We start from the raw sequence: 21,183 nt of genomic DNA, 5'->3' as shown, positions 1-21,183 counted from the left end.
GGTGTCTTCCGTCCGCCCCCGGGGCGCCTATCCTGCGGGGATGCGCGAGACGAAGACCGGGCGGGGCGCCGGGCGTCCCAGGTCGGCGGCCAAGGACGAGGCGATCCTGCGGGCCGCCCTGGAACTCCTGGCCTCCCAGGGGTACGTCCGGATGACCCTCGACCAGGTCGCCGCCGCCGCCGGGGTGAGCAAGTCCACCATCCACCTGCGCTGGAGGACCAAGGCCGACCTGCTGACCGCGGCCCTCGCCGGCGCCCGGATGGCCGACGCGCCGCCGCCGCGCGGGGAAGTCCGCGAGGACCTGGTCGCCGTGCTGCGGGACTTCGCCGCGACCGTGGAGCGGGTCCGCGGCATGGCGCTCATCGGGACCTGCCTCGCCGAGGAGGCCCATACCCCCGAACTGCTCGCCCTGCTGCGCGAGCGCACCGTGCTGCCCCGCCGGGCGCTGCTGCGCGAGCTGCTGGAGCGGGCCCGGGACGCCGGCGCGGTCCGCGCCGACGCCGACCTCGAGGGCGCGGTATCCGCCCTCCTCGGCCCGTTCTACGCCGACTACCTCGCCGCGGGCCGCGCCCGCCCGGACTGGGCCGAGCACGCCGTCGACCTCGTCCTCGCCGCCCTGCGGCCCTGACCCCCGCACCCGGGGAGCGGCGGGCCGGGACGGGCGGGCGCGGCCCTGCTCCGGCGCGGCCCTACTCCACCGCGTCGGCCGCCGCGCCCCGGACCTGGCCGAAGATGAGGCTCGTCCGGGCCTGCTGCACCGCCGGATGGGCCGTGAGGTGCTGCAGGACGAAGTCGCGCAGCGCCGCCGTGTCCGCCGCCGCCACGTGCAGCAGGTAGTCGTCGGGCCCCGAGACGTGGAAGACGGCCAGCACGCCGGGCAGGGCGGGCGCGCCGCGGACGAAGGCGTCCACGTGCCGGGGCGCGTGCGAGTGCAGCCGCACCGCGATCATCGCCTGGACGCCCAGGCCCAGCGCCCCCGGGTCCACCTCCGTGCGGAAGCCCCGGATGACCCCGCGCTTGCACAGCGACCGGATCCGGGTCAGGCAGGTCGACGGCGCGATGCCGACCGCCTCCGCCACGGCCTTGTTCGGGGTGCGGGCGTTCTCGCTGAGCACCCGGAGGATGGCCCGGTCGACGGGGGCCAGCTCGGGGTGTCGTTCGTTCGGCACGGGCACGATGGTGACCCGGTGCACCGAAGAAGAGCAAGAGCCGGACGCCTTCTGCCGAACATCGTGCGGCGCGGTCCCGGGGAGGGCCGGAAGTCCTCCACCCTGTGAGGCGCGCCACCCGCGCCGGCCGCACCCCGCCGGCCGCGCCCCCACCGGGAGGACCCGCCATGCCGCAGCGCCGCCGCCCCGACACCGCCGCCGTCCACGCAGGCCGCACCGGCCTGCACGACGCGGGCGTCCACGTGCCGTCCATCGACCTCTCCACCACCAACCCGCTGCCCGGCGTCGGCCCCGGCGGCGATGCCTACGAGGTGCTGGCGACCGGCGGCCGCCCCGGCCCGGACCACAGCCACGTCTACCAGCGGCTGTGGAACCCCACCACCGCCCGCTTCGAGGACGCCCTCGCCGAGCTGGAGGAGCTGCCCGAGGCCGTCGCCTTCGCCTCCGGCATGGCCGCCCTCGCCGCCTGCCTCACCGCCGCCCGCGCCGCCGGGCAGGGCCACGTCGTCGCGGTCCGCCCCCTGTACGGCGGCACCGACCACCTCCTCGCCACCGGCCTGCTCGGCACCGGGGTCACCTGGGCCGAGCCGCACACCGTCGCCGCCGCGCTGCGCCCCGACACCGGCCTGGTCGTCCTGGAGACCCCCGCCAACCCCACCCTGGAACTGGTCGACATCGCCGCCGTCGCCGCGCAGTGCGACCGCCCCGGCGGCGGGCGCGTGCCGCTGCTGGTCGACAACACCTTCGCCACGCCCGTGCTGCAGAAGCCGGGCCGCCACGGCGCCGACCTCGTGCTGCACAGTGCCACGAAGTACCTCGGCGGCCACGGGGACGTCCTGGCCGGCGCCGTCGCCTGCGGCCCCGAGTGGGCCGCCCGCCTGCGCTCGGTGCGCGCCGTCACCGGCGGCATCCTGCACCCGCTCTCCGCCTACCTCCTCCACCGCGGCCTGCAGACCCTGCCGCTGCGGGTGCGCCACCAGAGCGCGGGCGCGCAGGTGCTCGCCGAGCGGCTCGCCGCCCTGCCCGGCGTGGTCCGGGTGCACTTCCCCGGACTGCCGGGCACCGACCCGGCGGGTGTGCTGGGCCGCCAGATGGAGCTGCCCGGCTCGGTCCTCGCCTTCTCCGTCGAGGGCGGCGCGGCTGCGGCCGGCCGGGTGGCGGCGGGCTGCCGCCTGGTCACCCACGCGGTCTCGCTCGGCGGCGTCTCCAGCCTCATCCAGGTCCCGGCCGCGCTCACCCACCGGCCGGTCGAGGCCGGGGCGCGGCCCGACCCGGGGCTGCTGCGCCTCTCGGTGGGCCTGGAGGACCCGCAGGACCTGCTGGACGACCTCGCGGCGGCCCTCGGCGCGGCCCTCGCGGCGGACGGCCCCGCCCCGGCGGCCGTCCCGGCCGTGCCGGCTCCGGCGGCGCCCGCCCCCGGGGCCGTCGCGCCCGACCTGGTCAGCTCGTCCGGCTGACCACCACGGCGGTGCCGTAGGCGCAGATCTCGGTCCCCAGGTCGGCCGCCTCGGTCACGTCGAACCGCATGGCCAGGACCGCGTTCGCACCCCGGGCGCGGGCCTGCTCCTCCAGCCTGGCCATGGCCTCGTTGCGGCTCTCCACCAGGGTCTTGGTCAGACCCCGCAGCTCGCCGCCGACCAGCGACTTGAGGCTCGCGCCGAGCTGGCTGCCGAGGTGCCGGGAGCGCACGGTGAGGCCGAACACCTCGCCCAGCACCCGGTCGACCCGGCAGCCCGGGATGCCGTTGGTCGTCACCACCAGCACGTCGGCCGACGGGCCCTGCCCGCCGCCGTACTCGTCGATGCTGCCCATACCGCCATCCTCGCCCCGCCCCGGCCGGCGCGCCCCCGGAGCGCTCCCCGGACCGCCCCCGGACCGCGTCCGGGGGCGGTCCGCGGGGCCCTGCGGCCCGCCACGCGCCGCAGCCAGGGCGGGGCTAGGCTGACCGGCAGGCGCACACCGCGAGGAGGACCGGCCATGGCCACCGACGAGGACGCCCGGGCGGTCCGCGAGCTCTACCGGGCGCTGCTGGAGGGCTGGGACGCGCGCGACGCGGACGCGATGGCCGCCCCCTTCGCCGAGGACGGCGAGGTGATCGGCTTCGACGGCAGCCGCCACTGCGGGCGGGCCGGGATCGCCGCCGACATGGCCCACCTCTTCGCCCACCACACCACGCCCTCCTACGTCGCCAAGGTGCGGGACGTGCGGCTGCTCGGCCCGGACACCGCGCTCCTCCACGCCGTCGCCGGGCTCGTCCCGGCGGGCGAGTCCGACCTCAAGCCGGAGCTCAACGCCCTCCAGACGGTCGTCGCCGCCCGGACCGGCGGGCAGTGGCGGATCGTGCTCCTGCAGAACACCCCCGCCCAGTTCCACGGCCGTCCCGAGCTGCGCGACGCGCTCACCGCCGAGCTGCGGGACCTGCTGCTGCCCTCGTACCGGGACGAGTGACGCCCGGCCCCGCACAGGGGGCCCGGCCCGCGGCGGAGGACGCCCGCGCGGACGTCAGCCGAGGCCGAGGCCGGCGGGCCACGGCACCTGCGGCGGCCTGGACAGGTAGACGACCCCGCCGGAGCCGCCGCGGACCTTCCCCGCGGCGTCGTACCGCTTCGTCCGGAGCCAGACGTTCTCGAACTGCCGCCTCCGGTACACGCGCCGCACGGCGGCGTCGTCCGGCGCGGCCGGGTCGTGGGCGACGACGTCGCCGTCGGCGGTGAAGCCGACCACGGCCATCAGGTGCCCGGCCGTGCCGTAGCCGGCGCCGTCCAGCTCCGCGGCGAGGAAGGACTGCGAGGTGATCACCGGGATGCCCGCGCGGACCAGCCGCTCGGCGTCGTTCAGCGACCGCAGCCGGGTGACCAGCGCGTCCAGGCCGCAGGACGCGGCGTAGGCGGCGTTGAAGGGCCAGTTGCCGCACCCGGCGTACTGGGCGTCGTAGGTCGAGCGGGCCGCGTGGCAGACGGACGGGTCGGCGTACGAGGGGTCCACCCAGGCCAGGTCGGCGGGGGAGGGGCGCCGGCCCCAGGACTCGACCACCATCTCGGAGGAGGTCGGGCTGCACCAGGCCTCGCCGCCGTTGTCGTACTGCGGGTACTGCCCCTTGTGGACCTCCTGGGAGTAGCGGGGCACCGCCAGCTCGACCGCGCGGCGCTCCAGCGGCGCGGACGCGGGCACGGTGAACCGGTCGGGGACGTCCGAGGCCAGGGCGCCGATCCGCCGCACCAGGGGCGTGGCGGCGCTGCCGGGCCTGCGGCGCAGGGTGGCCCGCAGCCGGTACGCGGTGAGGCGCAGGCCCGTCGACCGGTCGGTGATCCCCAGGGTGTCGGTGGAGACGCCGCTGCGCCCGTCGGACTGCCCGTCGACCGAGGTGCGGCGGATGTCGCCGTCGCCGGACGCCCAGCGGCCCATCACGTACCAGGGGGTGGTGCCGCCGCTGCCGTAGCGGCCCTGGAGCTCCACCTCGATCCAGGTGCCGGGCGGGGTGTCGGCGTTCCAGGAGGCGACGATCTCGCTCGCGCCGAAGCCGGGGCGGTGCTCGGGGGAGGTCCAGACCGCGTACTCCCAGTCGGCGGTGGTGCCGGTGTGCGGGTCGGTGTAGGGGGCGGTGCCGGCCGGGCGGTCCAGGACGATCCCGGGGAACCCCTCGCGGTGGACGTGCTCCACCCGCACGCCCGCCGAGGTGCCCGACTGCCAGTCGGCGCGCTTCGTCCAGGCGTGGTAGTCCACCGGGGCGTCCTCCGGGGTCCGCGGACGTGCGCCGGACCGCCCGGCCGGGGCGGGCCGGGCGGCGGCGGACGCGGGGCGGGCACCGCCGGCGGCGACGGCTGCGGCGAGCGCGCCGGCCAGGGCGGCGCGGCGGGTGAGCGGGGGCTGCTCCACGGGCGCTCCACGGGTGGGCGGGTTCATGACGGACCTTCACTCTCCCCGCCGACCGGCGCACTTGTCAGCCACTGCGGCCGCGTGTCCGCCCCCACCGAACACCGGACATCGGACGGCGCACGCGGCGCCGTGCGCCGTACCGGACGGCCGGGCGGCACGCCGCCGCCCGGCCCGTCCCCCGCCGGGCCGGACGGCCTCGCCTCGGGCCGGGCCGCGTCGGACCACCTCGGACCGCCTCGCGTCGGACAGGGCTGCGTCGTGCCGCCTCGCGTTGCACCGGGCCGGGCGGCCGGAGGGCGGGCCGCGGTCCCGGGTCCGCTGTCAGCGAACGGAGGCTGGCCCGGCCCGGGCGCCCGGCGGTACGGTCCTCCGGCCATGCGCATGCCATGCCGACCCCGGGGGACCGCCGTGCCCGCTCGCCGCCGCACCGCCCGCGCCGCCGTGCGCCGCCGTCCGGCCCCCGGCGCGGCGCGCGGCCCGTGCGGCGGGACGGTTCCCGGCCCCGGCCGCGCGGCGTGGTAAGTCGGCTCCGCGGGGCCGGGGGAGGAGCCTGCGGCCGCACGGTGAGGCGCGCCCCGCCGCCGACGCGCCCGTTCCCGCCGGCCCGGCGGCCCCGACCCGCGCCCCCGGCCCGGGGCGCCGTTCCGCCCCGGCCGACCGGGACGCGGGAGAGGATGCGGACCGCGCCTGCCCGCACCGCACCACCGCACCACCGTCCCGCGCCCCCCGCGTCCCCGGCACCACCACAGCTGTCGAACCGTCAGGAGAGCACATGCCCCTCGCCCGACCGGCCCGCCGCCACCGGCGCGCCCTGACCGCCGCGGCCGCCGCGGCGGCCCTGCTGCCCGCCGTCGGCGTCCTGCCGCAGGCCCACGCGGCGCAGGCCCCGGACGGCGGGTCCCCCGCCGCCCCGGCCGCCGCCGACCGGCAGGGCGCCTACCGCGCCGCCGCCGAGCGCTACGGCGTCCCGGAGGAGGTGCTCCTGGCCGTCTCCTACCTGGAGTCCCGCTGGGACACCCATGCGGGCCTGCCCAGCACCGACGCCGGCTACGGCCCCATGCACCTCACCGACGCCCCCGCCGCCCTCGCCTCCCTCCCGCGCCAGGCCGGCGACGGCGCGGGCGACCCGCGCGGCGACGACGCCCGCCCGTTCACGGCCGCCGCCCCGGTCCCCGCCGTGCCGGCCGCCGTCCCGGCCCGGCTGCGGACCGCGGAGCGGGCCGCCGCGCTCACCGGCCTCCCCGCGCAGACCCTGCGCACCGACCCGGCCGCCAACATCGCCGGCGGCGCCGCCCTCCTCGCCGACCTCCAGCGCGGGCTGCACCGCGCCCCGAGCGCCGACCCGGCCGACTGGTACGGCGCCGTCGCCGGCTACGCGGGCGACGACGACCCGGCGGCCGCCGGCCGGTTCGCCGACGACGTCTACGACGTGCTGCGCAGCGGCGCCGCCCGCACCACCGACGACGGGCAGCCGGTCGCCCTGGCCGCCACGCGGGTCCGGGCCGTCGGCACGCCCGCGCACAGCGACCCGCGGACCGAGTGCCCGCACGACCTCGGCTGCGCCTGGCTGCCCGCCCCCTACCAGCAGCTCTCCGACAACCCCACCGACTACGGCAACCACGACGTCGCCGACCGCCCGGCCACCGAGCACGTCGACTACATCGTCGTCCACGACACCGAGGCGAGCTGGGACACCACCCTCAAGCTCGTGCAGGACCCGTCCTACCTCGGCTGGCACTACAGCGTCCGCTCCGCCGACGGCCAGGTCGACCAGCACATCGCCACCAAGGACATCGGCTGGCACGCGGGCAACTGGGACGTCAACGCCCGGTCCGTCGGCATCGAGCACGAGGGCTTCCTCGCCGCGGGCGGCACCTGGTACACGGAGGCCATGTACCGCAGCTCGGCGCGGCTGGTCCGGTACCTCGCCCACCGCTACGACATCCCGCTCGACCGGCAGCACGTCCTCGGCCACGACAACGTCCCCGGGCCCACCGCCGCCACCACGGCGGGCATGCACCTCGACCCCGGCCCGTACTGGGACTGGGCCCACTACTTCGCGCTGCTCGGCCGGCCGCTGCACCCGACCGCCGGCCCGCGCTCCGGCCTCGTCGAGATCCTGCCCGACTACGCCGCCAACCGCCCCGCCTACACCGGCTGCACCGCCCCCGGCGAGCCGTGCCCGCCGCAGGGGTCCTCCGCCGTCACCCTGCACACCGCGCCCGCCGACGACGCCCCGCTCGTCACCGACATCGGCCGCAGCGCGAACCCCGCCACCGACGACGTGTACGACATGGGCGCCCGCGCCTCCACCGGCCAGCGGTACGCCGTCGCCGGGCGGCAGGGGGACTGGACCGCCGTCTGGTACCTCGGGCAGCGGGCCTGGTTCCACGACCCGGCGGACCGTCCCGCGGAGGTCCCCGTCCGGGGCGACGTGGTGACGCCCCGCGCGGGCCTCGCCGACATCCCCGTCTACGGCCGCGCCTACCCGGAGGCCGGGGCGTACCCGGCGGGCGTCCCGGTCCAGCCGGTCAGCCCCCTGAAGTACCGGCTGCCCGCGGGCCAGTCGTACGCGGTCGGGGGCTCCTTTCCCGGCCAGTACACCTGGTCCACCACCTTCGACCCCTCCACGCACCGGGTGGTGACCGGGACGACCCGGTACTACCAGATCCAGTTCGGCCACCGGATCGCCTTCGTCAAGGCCGACGACGTCGACCTGGTCCGCCTCCGGGACGCCGGGTAGCGGACGCGGCCGCCCCGGTCCGCCCGTGCTCGGCACGGGCGGACCGGGGCGGACGCGCGGACGGCCGCGCGGACCGGGCGGGCGCCACCCCCGTGGACGCCCGCCCGGCCGGTCACGGGAGGGGGAGGGGCAGGGGCGACCGGGGGAACGGGCCCGGCCGGTACTCCTCGAAGGCCGGCGCGACGTCCCGCACCCCGTCCTGGTAGTAGCTGGTCATCGCGTCGTACCCGGGGCCGAACCCGGCCGCCGCCGCGTTCAGCGAGGCCGCGTCGGACGGACCCCAGCTGCCCGTCGCCACGCGGTCCAGCAGGACCCGCAGCGCCGTCAGCTCCTCCGCCCCCGTGAAGAAGCAGTGGTTCCCCCGGGCCGTGTACAGCTGCCGCAGCAGCCCCGACCGGCCCTGCACCGCCGCCAGGTCCCCGTACCGGCGCTCGTTCTCCACCGGCGCCGTGACGTCGCCCGTGCTGTGCAGGGTCACCGTCGGCACCGCCACCCGGCCCGTCACCGACGCCTGCGCCGCCAGCCGGAGCACGGCCCCCGGGTCGGGGGAGACGCGGGGGGCCGCGGCGAGGGTGCCCAGGTCGGCGTCCAGGTCCAGGCCGGCCCGCCGGTAGGCCTCGTCCACGGCGGCGCGCCGCCCCGACCGGTCCAGCTGCGCCGCGTAGTCCACGCCCGCGTTCCAGGACGGGTTCCCGCCGACCAGCCGCTCCAGCTCCGCCCGGCCCGGCCCCCAGAGGAACGAGCCGTTCTGGTACAGGGTGGCCAGGACCTGACCCAGCACCTCCTCGTCCGGGTCGGCGGGGGCGGGCGCCAGCGAGTCCGCCCAGCCGGGCACGTCCGCCAGGGCCGCGGCGAGCGCGATCCTGGCCCGCCCCTGCGGCCCGGACCGGTAGGCGGTGCGCAGCAGGCCCAGCGCCCGGTCCAGGTTCGCCGCCGGGTCGGCGATGCGGGCCGTCCGCACGTCCGCGTCCGGCCACAGCAACGCCCCCAGCGCGAAGGCCATGTCCAGCTGGGCGTTGGCGCCGGCCACCGCGCCCGCCACCTCGCCGCACATCGGCAGCGCGCCCGCGAACCGCCGCGGGTGCCGCTCCGCGAGCACCGCCGTCAGCTGCCCGCCCAGCGAACGCCCCCACGCCACCGTGGAGCGGGGCGCCCCCACGTGCTCCCGGAACCAGTCCAGCAGGGCCAGCTGGCCGTCCGCCGCCTCCCGGGTCGCGAACGGCGCGTACGGGTACGAGGACCCGGCCAGGGCGTACCCGTGGTCCAGCAGCCAGGTCCGCACCTCCGGGTGCGCCGGGTCGGCGTCCTCCGGCGGGGGCGCCCCGCCGCCCTGCTCGTAGGCGTGGCTCCACAGCAGCAGCGTGCCGTTCCAGTGCTCCGGCACGTCGGCGAGGAACGGCACGCCCCCCGCCGTGCCGGTGAGGGTGCGCACCCCCTCCGCCGCCCCTGCCGTCCCGCCGTCCGCCGCCCGCGCCGCCGGGGCGCCCGTGCCGAGTGCCGCCGCGGCCAGCGCGGCGGCCGCCACCACTCCTGGTATCCGTCTCTTCCGCATGGCCGCAGGCTCGCCGCCCGGGACCGGCCGCCGCCAGCCTTTCGGCCTCCGCCGAAGGGCGGGAGGGGCGCCCGGGTCCCGAAAAGCCCGTCCCGGACGGCGACGCGCCCCCGCCGCTCCTGCCACGATGGCGGCATGCTGCGCATCCGCCTGGCCCCGGAGGACGTCGCCCGCCTGCGTCTCGCCCCCGCCGGGGTGGCCTCGCCCATCGAGGCCATGTACAGCGTCATCGCGCTGCGGGACGGCGCCGGGGGCCCGCAGGACCCGGGCGCCCGCGCGGACCTGCGCCGCTGGCGCGCCCGGATGCGGCCGCGCACCGGGCCCGGGACCGCGCCGCTGCTGGACCTCCTGGGGCCGGGCACCGCGGACCTGCCGGCCTTCCTGCTGCGGCGCACCGGGGACATGGACGCCTACCTGGACGCGGTGGCGTCCGCGCCCGCCGCCGACGTGGCCGACCAGGTCCGCGCCCTCTACGCGGGCCGCCGCCCCAGCCCCTACGTCCGCGACCTCGCCGGGGGCGACCGGGCGGCCCGCACCGCGCTCACCGCCGCCGTCGGCGCCTACTACCGCGGCTTCGCCGCCGACTGGCCCGCCCTGCGCGAGACCGCCGCCGCCGACCTCGCGGAGCGCTCCGCCCTGCTGGCCCGGGAGGGCGTGGGCGCCGTCCTGGACTCGCTGCACCCGGCGGTCCGCTGGCGCCCGCCCGTCCTGGAGATCCACCGCCCCGGACCGGACCGCGACCTCGACCCGGGGGGCCGGCCGGTCGTCCTGGTGCCCGCGCTCTTCCTGCGCGGCCGCCCCCGGGTGCTGGCCGAGCCGGACGGCCCCGTCTTCGTCACCTACCCCGCCCGCGGCGCCCTGCGGCCGGACCCCGGCGGCCCCCCGGGCCCCGCCCCGCAGCCCGACCCGCTGGCCGACGCCCTGGGCCGCACCCGCGCCGAGGCGCTGCGCGCCCTGCGGCACGGCCGCACCACCACCGAGCTCGCCGCCGTGCTCGCGGTCAGCCCCGCCTCGGCGTCCGAGCACGCCGCGGTCCTGCGCCGGGCCGGCCTGGCCGCCACCCGGCGCGAGGGCCGCTCGGTGCGGCACACGGCCACGCCGCTGGGCCTCGCCCTGCTGGGCGCGGACCCGTCCGCGGCCCTCCCGGGGCCGCGGCCCGCGTCCGGGCCTGCGTCCGGGCCTGCGTCCGGGGAGCGGCCGTGACGGGCGGCGTCCTTACCGGCGCAGCGTCAGATGACCAGCAGGAAGCGGGTGGTGCCGGTCTGCGCCGCTATCCGGTGCGGCACCCCGCCGTCGTAGTGCAGCGACTCGCCCGCGTGCAGCAGGCGGCTCTGCGACCCCACCTCCACCCGCACGGCGCCCGCCAGCACGTGGCAGAACTCCGCGCCCGCATGGCGCACCGCCCGCTCGTGGTGGCGGGGCGTGCCGTCACACAGCACCACCTCGAAGCGGTGGGCGCCCGGCGCGGTCAGCGGGTAGGTGCGGCCGGTGCCCGCGGGCCAGTTGGCCTTCGGGCGGGCCGGCCGGAGTGTGGTGACCGGGGGAGCGGCGTCGGCGGCGCCGTCCCCCGCGGCGGACGGCGCCGGACCGCCGAACAGGGCCGCCGGGGTGGCGCCCAGCGCCAGCGACAGCCGGGTCAGGGTGCCCAGCGTGGGGTTGGTGCGCCCGGACTCGACCTGGCTGAGGAAGCTCTTCGACAGCCCGGTGCGCCTGCCGACCGCCTCCAGGGTCAGCCCCAGCGAGCGGCGCCGGGCCCGGACGGCCGTGCCCACCTGCTCGGCGACGCGCCTCTCGGCCTCCTGCGCCGCCCCGTCCTGCGCCGTCCGGTCCTGCGCCGTCCGGTCCTGCGCCGCCCGGTCCTGAACGGGTCCGCCCTGCACCGCCCCGCCCCGGGCCCGGCCGTCCTGGCCGTCCTGGCCGTCCTGTGCGGCCCCTCCGGCCTGCGGCCCCCCGGCCGCCCGCGGCGGGACGGTCCCCCCGCCCGCCGGCCCCCGCACCGCCCGTGCCCCCGCCGTGCCGGTCGAACCCACAACGCCTCCCGCGGCCGCATCCGACGTCCTGTTCGCCGCCAGCAAACTACAGTGCGTCCACGGAGGGCATCCCTTGACGGGCAATTTCTCCGTGGGAAAACATCGGGCCCTGCAACGGCACCGGTACGGCGGCGCCGCCGCCGCACGCCGCCCCGCACACCGGGCAGCGCGGGGAGCAGACCGACGGGCGCGGGAGGCCACGTGCAGGCACACACGCCGCCGGTGCGGCGCGGCCGCCCGCCGGCCCCCGGCGGGGCCGCCCGGCAGCCGCGGCGCGGACGCGTCCCGGCCCCCGGCGCGGACCTCCCCGCCGCCCCCGTCCCCCGCCGGAGGAACCGGTGAACGGTCTCGCCTCGCAGTGGTCCGACCCCCGCCAGCTGATCCAGGACGCCGCCGACGCCCTCGGCGACGAGGGCCGCAGCCTCGCCCGGCTCCTCCTCGACGACTACCCCGCCTCCGCGCTGCGCCCCGCCGCGGAGCTGCTCCGCGCCTCCGGCCTGCCGTACCGGGCGCTCGCCGACCTGGCGGCCGCCGCCGGCTTCGACGGCCTCGCCGAGCTCCAGTGGCGGGTGCGCGAGGAGCAGGACCGGGAGCTGCGCACCCCCCGGCAGCGCTACACCGCCCGGATCGGCGCCGGCGGTGCGGGCCCCCTGGTGGAGCGTGCCGCCGGGCACGAGGCCGAGAACGTCCGCCGCACCCTGCGGGAACTGGCGGCCGGCGACGACCTGGAGCGGGCCGCGTCCGCCATCGCCGCCGCCCGCACCCGCTACCTGGTGGGCGAGCGCAAGTCGCACGCCTTCGCCCTGCTGCTGGCCGCCGACCTGTCGGCGGTCCTGCCGGACGTCCACGTCCTCGGCGACCGCGGGGGACGGGACGTGGACGCGCTGCTGGACGCCGGTCCCGCCGACGTCGCCGTCGCCTTCGGGATGCGCCGCTACAGCACCGGCACGCTGGACCTGGTGCGGGCGCTGCGCGGGCGGGGCGTCCCGGTGGTCGGCGTCACGGACGCGCCCGACAGCCCGCTGGCCGGGCTCAGCGACCACGTCCTGGTCGCGGCCACCGCCTCCACCTCCTTCACCGACTCGCCGACCGCGGTCGCCGCCACCGTGCACGCCCTGTCGCTGGTGGTCGCCGCGCGGACCAAGGGCGCCCGGCGCCGGCTGGCGCGCCGCGAGGAGGCCGCCCGCGCCCTGTCCGTCTACCGGGAGCCGTGACGCCGTGCCCGTGCCCGCGTCCGCACCGACGGCCGCGCCCGGCCCCGGCCGCCCGCGCCGCCGCCCCGGGCCCGCCCCCGTCCCCCCTTCCCGCGCCCGCCGTCCACCGGACGGGCGCACCCCCTGACCCCCGGCGGGCGCCGCGCCCGCCGGTCGGAGAACCTGCAGGCAGAGCTGAGGAGAGCAGCGGATGCGCATTCTGGTCTCGGCGGACATGGAGGGCGCCACCGGCGTCACCTGTCCGGAGGACGTCGCCCCGGGGAGCGAGCAGTGGCAGCGCTTCCGCCGGATGCTGACCTCCGACACCAACGCCGCCGTCGAGGGCTTCCTCGCCGCCGGCGCCGACGAGGTGCTGGTCAACGAGGCGCACTGCACCATGCGCAACATCCTGCTGGAGGAGCTGGACCCGCGCGCCGCCATGCTGACGGGACGCCACAAGCCGCTGGGCATGATGGAGGGCGTGCTGGAGGCCGACGCGGTGGCCTTCGTCGGCTACCACACCGGCGCCGGCGAGACCGGGGTGCTGGCCCACACCTACATGGCCACCGGCCTGCTCCAGCTGCGCATCAACGGCGAGCCCGCCTCCGAGGGCCGGCTCAACGCCCTGCTGGCCGCCGAGGCGGGCGTCCCGGTGGTGCTGGTCACCGGGGACGACCTCACCTGCAAGGAGGCGGCGGGCTGGGCCCCGCACGCCCGCACCGTCGCCGTGAAGACCTGCGTCAGCCGCTACGCCGCGGTCTGCCTGCCGCCGGTGCGCACCGCCGCGCTGATCCGGGAGGCGGCCGCCGCGTCCCTGGAGGCGGTGGGGCGCCCGCAGAGCGTGCCGCGCGGCCCCTGGCGCTTCGAGCTGGAGTTCGACGCGACCCAGCTGGCGGACGCCTGCACGGCGGTGCCCACGATCACCGCGACCGGGCCGCGCACCGTGGCCTTCACCAGCGACCGGATGTACGACGGCATGCGGTGCTTCCGTGCCCTCACCCACGTGGCGTCGGCGGCGCGGGAGCCCGACTTTGACTGAGTCCGCGGGCGGCGGGCCCGGGGCCGGTCCACCCGGTGCCGGGCCCGCCTCCGCCCCCACGCCCGTACGGTCCCGCGACAACGGGCCCGGGCGGACCCGTCCCGCGGGCGGCGGCCTCACCGCCCGGCTGCGGGCCGCCGCCCGCGCCCGGGAGGGCGGCATGCGGCGGCGGCTCGCCGAACTCGTCGCCCTGGAGTCGCCCTCCGGCGACGCCGCCCGCCTGGACCGGCTCGCCGCCGAGCTGGCCCGCGGCCTGGAGGCGTCCGGCGCCAAGGTCGAGCAGGTGCCCGGCGTGCACGGCGACCACCTGGTCGCCCGCCTGGACGGCCGGGCGGAGGCGGGCCACCTGCTGCTGCTGGCCCACCACGACACCGTCTGGCCGGCCGGCAGCCTCGCCGCCATGCCGTACCGCGAGCACCCCGACGGCACCGCCACCGGCGCCGGCGTCCTCGACATGAAGGGCGGCCTGGTGGTGCTGGAGACGGCCCTGGCGCTCCTCGCCGAACTGGCCGTGCCCTGCGCGGTGCCGGTGGTGGCCCTGGTCGTCTCCGACGAGGAGGTGGGCAGCCCCGACGGCGGCCGACTGGTCGCCGAGCACCTGGACGGGGCCCGCGCCGCCCTCGGCCTGGAGCCTCCGCACCCCGACGGCGCCCTGAAGACCGCCCGGCGCGGCTCCGCCCGGGTCCGGCTGGAGGTCGCCGGGCGCGAGTCCCACGCGGGCATCGCCCCGGAGGCGGGCGTCTCCGCCGTCGACGAGCTCACCGACCAGCTGCTGCTCCTGCGGCGGCGGATCGGCGAGCGTCCCGGCAACGCCTTCAACGTGGGCCGGATCTCCGGCGGCACCCGCGCCAACGTCGTCGCCGGGCACGCCGAGGCCGAGCTGGGGCTGCGGTTCACCGAGCCCGACGCCGAACGGGAGGCGCTGCGCCTGCTGGCGGCGCTGCCCCCGTACCGGTCCGGCGCCCGCATCCGGACGGAGGTCCTCTCCCGGCGGCCCGCCTGGCGGGCCTCCCCCGACACGGCGCTGCTGGACCACGTCCGGCGGACCGGCGCCGCCCAGGGCCTGCGGATCGCCGGGCGCCCCGCGGGAGGCTCCGGGGACGCCAACACGCCGGGCGCGGCCGGGGTCCCCACCCTCGACGGCCTCGGGCCGCCCGGCGGCGGCGCCCACGCCCGCACCGAGCACCTGCGCCTCGACGGGCTCGCCCCACGCGCCGCGCTGCTGGCCGCGCTGCTCGCCGCCCCGCCGCCGTGACGCCCCTCCCCGGCGGCGCGGCGGCGGGGCGCCCCCGCTGATCCGCCGTCCCGCTGATCCGCCGGTCCGTCAACCCGCCGCCCCGCTGATCCGCCGTCCCGCCGCCCCGCCGTCCGTCACCCGGCGGGGTGACGGACGGTCGGACGGACACGGCCGGGGGAGGGACGCGGGGCCCCGGAGCGCTTCCGCGGTGTTCGGTGAGGGAAAACATCGCCGACGAAGCGTTGCCCCGCCCCCGCGCCGGTGGTGTCCTGTGGCACCGGACCGGTTCGACGGTACGCGAACAAGCCGGACCCCGTGGAGGATGCATGACCAGGCTCGTCCGCCCCGCCCGCTGGGGCGCCGCCGCGCTCGCCGCGCTCCTCGCCTCGACCGCCTGCGGCGGCACGGGCGGCGGGGGCAGGGGGGACTCCGCGGCGCCGGACGGCTCCTACAGCGTCGCCCTCACCGAGCCCGACCACCTCACCCCGGGCAACACCACCAGCAGCTACTCCATCGACGTGCTCAACGGCGTCTTCGACACCCTCGTCACCCTCGACCCCGCCGACGGCCACCCCGTGATGCAGGCCGCGCAGTCCGTCACCTCCACCGACCAGCGCACCTGGACGGTGCGGCTGCGGCCCGGGCAGACCTTCCAGAACGGCGAGAAGGTCACCGCGCGGAGCTTCGTCGACGCCTGGAACGCCGCCGCCTACGGGCCCAACGGCTGGGCGAACAACTACTACTTCGCGAACGTCGAGGGCTACAAGGAGCTCAACCCGGAGGACGGCGGGCCCGCCCCGAGGACGAAGGCCCTCTCCGGCCTGAGGGTGGTCGACGACCTCACCTTCACGGTGCGGCTCACCGCGCCCTTCAGCCCGTTCCCGATGACGCTCGCCTACACCGGCTTCGCGCCGCTGCCCCGGGCCGCCTTCACCGACCCGAGGAGGTTCGACGTCCACCCGATCGGCAACGGCCCCTTCGCCATGGACGGCGACTGGCAGCACAACCAGCGGATCACGCTGAAGAAGTACGCCGGCTACAGGGGGCCCCGCCCGGCGAAGGGGGCCGGCGTGGTGTTCCGGATCTACGCGAGCAAGGACACCGCCTGGACCGACTTCCAGGCCGGCCGGGTCGACCTCGTGCTCAACGTGCCGCCCGCCCACCTCCCGCAGGCCCGGCGCCTGCTCGGCGACCGCCTCCGGGGCACCCCCAGCGGCACCATGGACTACCTCGGCTTCCCCGTCTACGACAAGCGGTTCGCCGACCCGCGGCTGCGGAAGGCCTTCTCCATGGCGATCGACCGCAGGGCCGTCGTCGACGCGGTCTTCAACGGCGCCTACCAGCCGATGGCCTCGCTCCTCGCCCCCAACGTCCCCGGCTACCGCAAGGACGCCTGCGGCGAGGCCTGCACCTACGACCCCGCGAAGGCGAAGCAGCTGCTCGCGCAGGCCGGGGGCTTCCACGGCCCGCTGGAGCTCTGGTTCTCCAACGCCGACTCCTCCTACGAGCAGTGGATGACCGCCGTCGCCAACCAGCTCCGGCAGAACCTCGGCATCGACCGGGTCGCCTTCCGCAAGGTGCCCGCCTCCGACTACCTCTCCGCCCTCTCCGGCAGGAAGGAGACCGGCCCCTACCGCAACAACTGGGTCATGGACTACCCGAGCGCCCAGGACTACCTCGAGTACATGTGGGGCGACGGCAACCGCATGGGCTGGCACAACCAGCGGTTCCTCGACCTGCTGAAGCGGGCGAACTCCGCCCCCGGCCTCGACGCCGCCACCCCGCTCTACCAGCAGGCCGAGGACATCGCCCTGGCCGAGCTGCCGATGGCGCCGCTGTGGAACTGGACCGACTACTCCGCCTGGTCCGAGCGGCTCCGGGGCGTCCGCCCCGACCCCTACGTCTCCCTCCGCCTCGACCAGATCACCGTCAAGTAGATGGGCCGGTACACCGCGCGCCGGCTGCTCCAGGCGGTACCCGTCTTCCTGGGCACCACCTTCCTCATCTACGCCCTGGTCTTCGCCCTGCCCGGCGACCCCGTCCGGGCGCTGGCCGGCGACAAGCCGGTCTCCCCGTCGGCGCTCGCCGCCCTCCACGCCCGCTACCACCTCGACGACCCGCTCGTGGTCCAGTACGGGAAGTACCTGGCCGGGCTGGTCCGCGGCGACCTCGGGGAGACCTTCACCGGGCAGCGCGTCTCCGACCTGCTCGCCGACCGCTGGACGGTGACCGCGCAGCTCGCGGTCACCGCGTGGGTCTTCGAGCTGGTCCTCGGCGTCACCCTCGGCGTCATCGCCGGGCTGCGGCGCGGGAAGGCCGTGGACACCGCGGTCCTCGCCGGCACCACGCTGGTGATCGCGGTGCCGGTCTTCGTGGTCGGGTACACCGCGCAGCTGCTGGTCGGACTGGAGTGGGGGCTGCTGCCCACCGCGGGCACCGAGGAGGGCTGGCCCACCTCCTACCTGCTGCCCGGCATGGTGCTGGGCTCCTTCGGCCTCGCGTACGTCGCCCGGCTCACCCGCACCACCCTGGTGGAGAACCTCCGCTCGGACTACGTCCGCACCGCCGCCGCCAAGGGCCTGGGCCGCACCCGGACCGTGGTGGTGCACACCCTGCGCAACTCGCTGATCCCGGTGGTCACCTACCTCGGCGTCGACTTCGGCGCGCTGATGGCGGGCGCGGTGGTGACCGAGGGCATCTTCAACCTGCCCGGCGTCGGCCAGCAGGTGTTCCAGTCCATCCAGCTGAAGGAGGGGCCGGTGGTGGTCGGCGCCACCACCGCGCTCGTGCTGGTCTTCCTGCTGGTGAACCTCGCCGTCGACCTGCTCTACGGAGTCCTGGACCCGAGGATCCGCCATGACTGAGCCCACCACCCTCGACCCGCCCGCCGCCCCGCTCCCGGAGGCGGCGGCGGACGGGGGCGTGCCGCCGGTGCGGCGGCGCGGCGGCGACGCCTGGTACGAGCTGCGCCGCAGGCCGCTGTTCTGGTGCTCGGCGGCGGTCCTGCTGCTGGCCGGGGTGATGGCCGCGGTGCCCTCGCTCTTCGCCCGGCTCGGCCCGAACGAGCAGTGCGACCTGCTGCGCGCCAAGCAGGGGCCGGCCGGCGGCCACCCCTTCGGCTGGGACGTGCAGGGCTGCGACTACTGGTCCCAGGTGGTCCACGGCGCGCGGCCCAGCCTGCTGGTGGGCACCGCCGTGACCCTCTTCGCGCTCGCGGTCTCGGTGGTGCTCGGCTCCCTCGCCGGGTACTTCGGCGGCGCCGTCGACGCCGTGCTCTCCCGGGTCACCGACGTCTTCTTCGGGCTGCCGTTCGTGCTCGGCGCCACCGTGGTCCTCACCGCCTTCCCCGGCCACGGGATCTGGGCGGTCACCCTGGTGCTGGTGGCGCTCGGCTGGACCACCATGACCAGGATCATGCGCTCCCAGGTCATCGCGGTCCGGGAGTCCGACCACGTGCTCGCGGCGCGGGCGCTGGGCGCCGGGCACCTGCGGGTGATGACCCGCCACATCCTGCCCAACGCCTTCGCCCCGGTCTTCGTGGTCGCCATGCTCAACGTCGGCAACGTCATCGCCGGCGAGGCCACCCTGGACTACCTGGGCGTCGGCCTGCAGTACCCCACGGTCTCCTGGGGGCTGCAGCTGAACATGGCGCAGGACTTCTACGCCGACCACCCGCACCTGCTGGTCTTCCCGGCGCTCTTCCTGTCGGTGACGGTGCTGAGCTTCCTGCTGCTGGGCGACGCGGTGCGCGACGCCCTGGACCCGCGGCTGAGGTGACCACCGGGGTGAATGGTTGATGTGATGAAACATTCACCCTATGCTCGGTCGCACCCTCCCACCCAAGGAGCAGAGCGTGACCGAGCCGACCACCGCCCCCGGCGGCCCCCGCACGGCCGGGCCCCGCCCGGACCGCCCCCGCCCCGCCGGGCTGCGCCTCGCCCGGTCGCTGCGGGACGTCCTGGAGCCGTACCACGTCGTCGCCATCCTCGCCCCGCAGGCGCACGCCCCCTTCCACGCCCACGGCATCACCCACCCCTGGGCCGTGTACTTCGCCGGGCGCACCGCCCCGATGGGCGCCGCGCCCGCCTCCGTGGTGGACGCCGTCTTCTACCACTTCCACCCCGCCCTGACCGGCCGCTCCATCCCCGGCGTGTGGGAGAAGGCCGCCCCCGAGAAGGTCCTCGCCGCCCGGCTCGCCGGCGCCGACGCGGCCCTGCGCGCCCTGCTCCCCGACGCCGTCGGCTCGCCCGAGGTGGCCGAGGCCGCCGACCTCGCCGCCGAGGCGGCCGCCGCCTGCACGCCCGCCGGGCGCCCCCTCGGCGCCGCCAACGCGGCCCTCCCGCTCCCCGACGAGCCCCACCTCAGGCTCTGGCAGGCCGCCACCACGCTGCGCGAGTGGCGCGGCGACGGGCACAACGCGGCCCTGCTCCGCTCCGGACTGGACGCGGTCGAGGCCCTGGTCGCCATCACGGCGGAGGGCGGGGAGGTCCGCGGCTCCATCCAGCCCCGGCGCGGCTGGTCCGACGCCGACTGGGAGGCCGCCGAGGGCCGCCTCGCCGCCCGCGGGCTGCTCGACGCCGACGGCGCGCTCACCGACGCCGGCCGCGCCCTGCGGCGCGAGGTCGAGGACCTCACCGACCACCTCGCCCTCGCCCCCTGGCAGGCCCTGGGCACCGAGCGGAGCGTCCGGCTGCGGGAACTGGTCCGGCCGCTCTCCGACCGCCTCGCGGACGCCATGAAGCTGCCCCGGCCCGAGCCCGAGCCCGAGCCCGAGCCCGGGCCCGAGTCCGCGGCCTGACCGGTCCGTCTGCCCCGGCCGTCCCCGTCCGAACGCCCCGTCCGGCGTTCGGGCGGGGGCGGCCGGGCGCGGGGCGTCCCGGGGGCGGAAGGGGCCGGGCCTCACGCCTCGCGGCCCAGCACCATCCACTTGTGCGGGTCCGGCAGCGGCCGGAACCCCACCTGCGCGTACACCCCGTGGGCGTCCCCCGTGGCCAGCAGCACCCGCCGCAGCCCGTACGGCGCCAGGTGGTCCCGCACCGCCGCGGCCAGCGCCACGCCGAGGCCCCGGCCCCGGTGCGCCCGGTCCACGTACACGTCGCACAGCCACGCGAAGGTCGCCAGGTCGGTCACCACCCGGGCGTAGCCGCACTGCGCGCCGGAGGCGTCGAAGACGCCGAAGTTCACCGACGCCGCCACCGACCGCTCCACCGTCCCCCGGCTGCGCCCCAGCGCCCAGTAGGCGTCCGTGGACAGCCAGCGGTGGACCGCGTCCACGTCGATCCTGGCCGGGTCGGTGTCGATCGCGTAGCCCTCGGGCACGGTGCCGGTCATGGCCGGTCAGCCTACCGGCGGGGGCTGCTGGCATGCTGGGAGCCGTGACCGACCCGTTCGACGCCCCCGATCCCGCGGCCTCCCGCGACGCCGCCCCCCAGTACGTGCTGCCGCTCGTCGTCCGCGTGGAGCGGGCAGCCCCGCCCGGACGCACCGACGCGATGGAGACCGCCGCCCGCGCCGTGCTCACCCTCCTCGCCGACCCCCGCTCAGCCGACGGCGGGGAGTGGGCGCAGGCGGTCGCGGCCTGGGAGGACGCCCGCATCCGCAAGGTGGTGCGGCGGGCCCGCGGCGCGGAGTGGCGGCGGGCGGAGGCGCTGCCCGGCATCACGGTGCACGGGAGCGGCGCGCCCGGGGCCGCGGGGTCCGGGGCCGCCGGGGCCGCGGCTGCCGGGGAGGCCGCCGCCGGGGAGGCGGCCGCCGCGCCCCGGCCCGCCGCCGAGGTCCGGGTGTACCCGCCGGTGCCGCTGGACGGCTGGCCCAAGGACCTCGCCCGGCTCCAGGTCTCCGGCACCGACCTGGACGACCCCGCCGAGCCGCCCGCGCCGGAGCCGGGCACGCCGGTCCTGTGGGTCAACCCGGACCTGGGCATGAGCGCGGGCAAGGCCATGGCGCAGGCCGGGCACGCCGCCCAGCTCGCCTGGTGGGAGCTGGACGCCGCCGAGCGCGCCGCCTGGGCGGAGCGCGGCTTCGCCCTGGCCGTGCGCACCGCCCCGGCGGCGGCCTGGGCGGAGCTGGCCGGCAGCGGCCTGCCGGTCGTCCGCGACGCGGGCTTCACCGAGATCGCCCCCGGCTCCTGCACGGTCGTGGCCGACCTGCCCGCCCTGCGGTCCGCCCGCCGCTAGGGCCCGGGCGCCGGCCCGGCGGTCCGGCGGTCCGGGCCGGAAAACCGGTTGCGGGCCGCTCCTGGCGGCCGGTACACCTGGGGCGCCGCGTCCCCTCCCGCCCGGGACGGGAGCGGCCCCGACCCGAGAGGAGGACGAGCCGATGACCCGCACGACCACCGCGCCCGC

Annotated in this window: 19 protein-coding genes; 13 read left to right on the top strand and 6 right to left on the bottom strand. The window is 78.0% G+C overall.

Annotated features, from left to right (window positions below):
* Positions 1 to 40 precede the first annotated feature (40 nt).
* A complete protein-coding gene (locus LO771_RS18890) occupies positions 41 to 628 on the top strand; it encodes a TetR/AcrR family transcriptional regulator (RefSeq protein WP_230654010.1) in 588 nt (195 codons plus the stop codon).
* 61 nt (positions 629 to 689) lie between these two features.
* Here the strand turns inward: LO771_RS18890 and LO771_RS18885 are convergent, their stop codons facing one another.
* Entirely contained in the window at positions 690 to 1,169 is a 480-nt protein-coding gene (locus LO771_RS18885; protein ID WP_230654008.1) for an Lrp/AsnC family transcriptional regulator, read from the bottom strand.
* Positions 1,170 to 1,336: 167 nt separating this feature from the next.
* Here LO771_RS18885 and LO771_RS18880 point away from each other — a divergent pair, with 167 nt between their 5' ends.
* A complete protein-coding gene (locus LO771_RS18880) occupies positions 1,337 to 2,626 on the top strand; it encodes a PLP-dependent aspartate aminotransferase family protein (RefSeq protein ID WP_230654007.1) in 1,290 nt (429 codons plus the stop codon).
* Here LO771_RS18880 and LO771_RS18875 read toward each other — a convergent pair.
* Entirely contained in the window at positions 2,610 to 2,981 is a 372-nt protein-coding gene (locus tag LO771_RS18875) for a YbjQ family protein (RefSeq protein ID WP_230654006.1), read from the bottom strand. The two genes, LO771_RS18880 and LO771_RS18875, sit on opposite strands and share 17 nt — an antisense overlap.
* Before the next feature lie 165 nt (positions 2,982 to 3,146).
* Between LO771_RS18875 and LO771_RS18870 the strand changes: the two genes are divergently transcribed.
* Complete coding sequence (locus tag LO771_RS18870) at positions 3,147 to 3,617, top strand: SgcJ/EcaC family oxidoreductase (protein WP_230654005.1); 471 nt, start codon at positions 3,147 to 3,149, stop codon at positions 3,615 to 3,617.
* A 54-nt stretch (positions 3,618 to 3,671) separates the two neighbouring features.
* Here LO771_RS18870 and LO771_RS18865 read toward each other — a convergent pair whose 3' ends face one another.
* Complete coding sequence (locus LO771_RS18865; RefSeq protein WP_230654004.1) at positions 3,672 to 5,072, bottom strand: C39 family peptidase; 1,401 nt, start codon at positions 5,070 to 5,072, stop codon at positions 3,672 to 3,674.
* A gap of 745 nt (positions 5,073 to 5,817) precedes the next feature.
* Here LO771_RS18865 and LO771_RS18860 point away from each other — a divergent pair.
* Positions 5,818 to 7,788 carry a peptidoglycan recognition family protein gene (locus LO771_RS18860; protein WP_230654003.1) on the top strand — a complete coding sequence of 657 codons (1,971 nt, stop codon included), beginning with the start codon at positions 5,818 to 5,820 and terminating at the stop codon, positions 7,786 to 7,788.
* A 112-nt stretch (positions 7,789 to 7,900) separates the two neighbouring features.
* Here LO771_RS18860 and LO771_RS18855 read toward each other — a convergent pair whose 3' ends face one another.
* Positions 7,901 to 9,340 carry a S9 family peptidase gene (locus tag LO771_RS18855; protein ID WP_230654001.1) on the bottom strand — a complete coding sequence of 480 codons (1,440 nt, stop codon included), beginning with the start codon at positions 9,338 to 9,340 and terminating at the stop codon, positions 7,901 to 7,903.
* A 135-nt stretch (positions 9,341 to 9,475) separates the two neighbouring features.
* On the opposite strand from LO771_RS18855, the gene LO771_RS18850 reads away from it, so the two are divergent.
* The gene (locus tag LO771_RS18850; protein ID WP_230653999.1) at positions 9,476 to 10,543 is read left to right on the top strand and encodes a helix-turn-helix domain-containing protein; all 1,068 of its coding nucleotides are present in this window, start codon (positions 9,476 to 9,478) and stop codon (positions 10,541 to 10,543) included.
* A 26-nt stretch (positions 10,544 to 10,569) separates the two neighbouring features.
* On the opposite strand, the gene LO771_RS18845 is transcribed toward LO771_RS18850, so the two are convergent.
* Positions 10,570 to 11,220 carry a helix-turn-helix domain-containing protein gene (locus LO771_RS18845; RefSeq protein ID WP_230653997.1) on the bottom strand — a complete coding sequence of 217 codons (651 nt, stop codon included), beginning with the start codon at positions 11,218 to 11,220 and terminating at the stop codon, positions 10,570 to 10,572.
* Between the two features lie 488 nt (positions 11,221 to 11,708).
* Between LO771_RS18845 and LO771_RS31385 the strand changes: the two genes are divergently transcribed.
* The 7 genes from LO771_RS31385 (at position 11,709) to LO771_RS18810 (ending at position 19,637) form a co-directional block, all read left to right on the top strand.
* Positions 11,709 to 12,584 (top strand): MurR/RpiR family transcriptional regulator, encoded by an 876-nt coding sequence (locus tag LO771_RS31385; RefSeq protein ID WP_230653995.1) that lies wholly within the window; start codon positions 11,709 to 11,711, stop codon positions 12,582 to 12,584.
* 190 nt (positions 12,585 to 12,774) lie between these two features.
* On the top strand, positions 12,775 to 13,602 hold the full coding sequence (locus tag LO771_RS18835; protein ID WP_230653994.1) for a M55 family metallopeptidase: 828 nt from the start codon (positions 12,775 to 12,777) through the stop codon (positions 13,600 to 13,602).
* Positions 13,595 to 14,857 (top strand): M20/M25/M40 family metallo-hydrolase, encoded by a 1,263-nt coding sequence (locus LO771_RS18830; RefSeq protein ID WP_230653992.1) that lies wholly within the window; start codon positions 13,595 to 13,597, stop codon positions 14,855 to 14,857. The genes LO771_RS18835 and LO771_RS18830 overlap by 8 nt, the downstream gene beginning before the upstream one ends.
* Positions 14,858 to 15,165: 308 nt before the next feature.
* Positions 15,166 to 16,776, top strand: coding sequence for an ABC transporter substrate-binding protein (locus tag LO771_RS18825; RefSeq protein ID WP_230653990.1), 1,611 nt, complete (start codon positions 15,166 to 15,168; stop codon positions 16,774 to 16,776).
* Positions 16,777 to 17,703, top strand: coding sequence for an ABC transporter permease (locus LO771_RS18820; protein ID WP_230653988.1), 927 nt, complete (start codon positions 16,777 to 16,779; stop codon positions 17,701 to 17,703).
* Positions 17,696 to 18,616 (top strand): ABC transporter permease, encoded by a 921-nt coding sequence (locus LO771_RS18815; RefSeq protein ID WP_230653987.1) that lies wholly within the window; start codon positions 17,696 to 17,698, stop codon positions 18,614 to 18,616. The genes LO771_RS18820 and LO771_RS18815 overlap by 8 nt, the downstream gene beginning before the upstream one ends.
* 76 nt (positions 18,617 to 18,692) lie before the next feature.
* Complete coding sequence (locus tag LO771_RS18810) at positions 18,693 to 19,637, top strand: hypothetical protein (RefSeq protein ID WP_230653986.1); 945 nt, start codon at positions 18,693 to 18,695, stop codon at positions 19,635 to 19,637.
* A 101-nt stretch (positions 19,638 to 19,738) separates the two neighbouring features.
* Here the strand turns inward: LO771_RS18810 and LO771_RS18805 are convergent, their stop codons facing one another.
* Entirely contained in the window at positions 19,739 to 20,170 is a 432-nt protein-coding gene (locus LO771_RS18805) for a GNAT family N-acetyltransferase (protein WP_230653985.1), read from the bottom strand.
* Positions 20,171 to 20,202: 32 nt separating this feature from the next.
* Between LO771_RS18805 and LO771_RS18800 the strand changes: the two genes are divergently transcribed.
* Positions 20,203 to 21,015 carry a peptidyl-tRNA hydrolase gene (locus tag LO771_RS18800; protein WP_374228193.1) on the top strand — a complete coding sequence of 271 codons (813 nt, stop codon included), beginning with the start codon at positions 20,203 to 20,205 and terminating at the stop codon, positions 21,013 to 21,015.
* The last annotated feature ends 168 nt before the right edge of the window (positions 21,016 to 21,183 follow it).

Origin of the sequence: Streptacidiphilus sp. ASG 303 (genome assembly GCF_020991365.1) — a bacterium.
Lineage (GTDB): Bacteria > Actinomycetota > Actinomycetes > Streptomycetales > Streptomycetaceae > Peterkaempfera.
This window is presented reverse-complemented; position numbering and strand designations above follow the sequence as displayed.

Excerpts from the sequence above, each read along its gene's own strand:
- LO771_RS18870 (WP_230654005.1), top strand. The coding sequence starts at position 3,147 with ATGGCCACCGACGAGGACGCCCGGGCGGTCCGCGAGCTCTACCGGGCG.
- LO771_RS18805 (WP_230653985.1), bottom strand. The coding sequence starts at position 20,170 with ATGACCGGCACCGTGCCCGAGGGCTACGCGATCGACACCGACCCGGCC.
- LO771_RS18890 (WP_230654010.1), top strand. The coding sequence starts at position 41 with ATGCGCGAGACGAAGACCGGGCGGGGCGCCGGGCGTCCCAGGTCGGCG.
- LO771_RS18835 (WP_230653994.1), top strand. The coding sequence starts at position 12,775 with ATGCGCATTCTGGTCTCGGCGGACATGGAGGGCGCCACCGGCGTCACC.
- LO771_RS18825 (WP_230653990.1), top strand. The coding sequence starts at position 15,166 with ATGACCAGGCTCGTCCGCCCCGCCCGCTGGGGCGCCGCCGCGCTCGCC.
- LO771_RS18800 (WP_374228193.1), top strand. The coding sequence starts at position 20,203 with ATGCTGGGAGCCGTGACCGACCCGTTCGACGCCCCCGATCCCGCGGCC.
- LO771_RS18875 (WP_230654006.1), bottom strand. The coding sequence starts at position 2,981 with ATGGGCAGCATCGACGAGTACGGCGGCGGGCAGGGCCCGTCGGCCGAC.
- LO771_RS18880 (WP_230654007.1), top strand. The coding sequence starts at position 1,337 with ATGCCGCAGCGCCGCCGCCCCGACACCGCCGCCGTCCACGCAGGCCGC.
- LO771_RS18855 (WP_230654001.1), bottom strand. The coding sequence starts at position 9,340 with ATGCGGAAGAGACGGATACCAGGAGTGGTGGCGGCCGCCGCGCTGGCC.
- LO771_RS18820 (WP_230653988.1), top strand. The coding sequence starts at position 16,777 with ATGGGCCGGTACACCGCGCGCCGGCTGCTCCAGGCGGTACCCGTCTTC.
- LO771_RS18860 (WP_230654003.1), top strand. The coding sequence starts at position 5,818 with ATGCCCCTCGCCCGACCGGCCCGCCGCCACCGGCGCGCCCTGACCGCC.
- LO771_RS18865 (WP_230654004.1), bottom strand. The coding sequence starts at position 5,072 with ATGAACCCGCCCACCCGTGGAGCGCCCGTGGAGCAGCCCCCGCTCACC.
- LO771_RS18815 (WP_230653987.1), top strand. The coding sequence starts at position 17,696 with ATGACTGAGCCCACCACCCTCGACCCGCCCGCCGCCCCGCTCCCGGAG.
- LO771_RS18850 (WP_230653999.1), top strand. The coding sequence starts at position 9,476 with ATGCTGCGCATCCGCCTGGCCCCGGAGGACGTCGCCCGCCTGCGTCTC.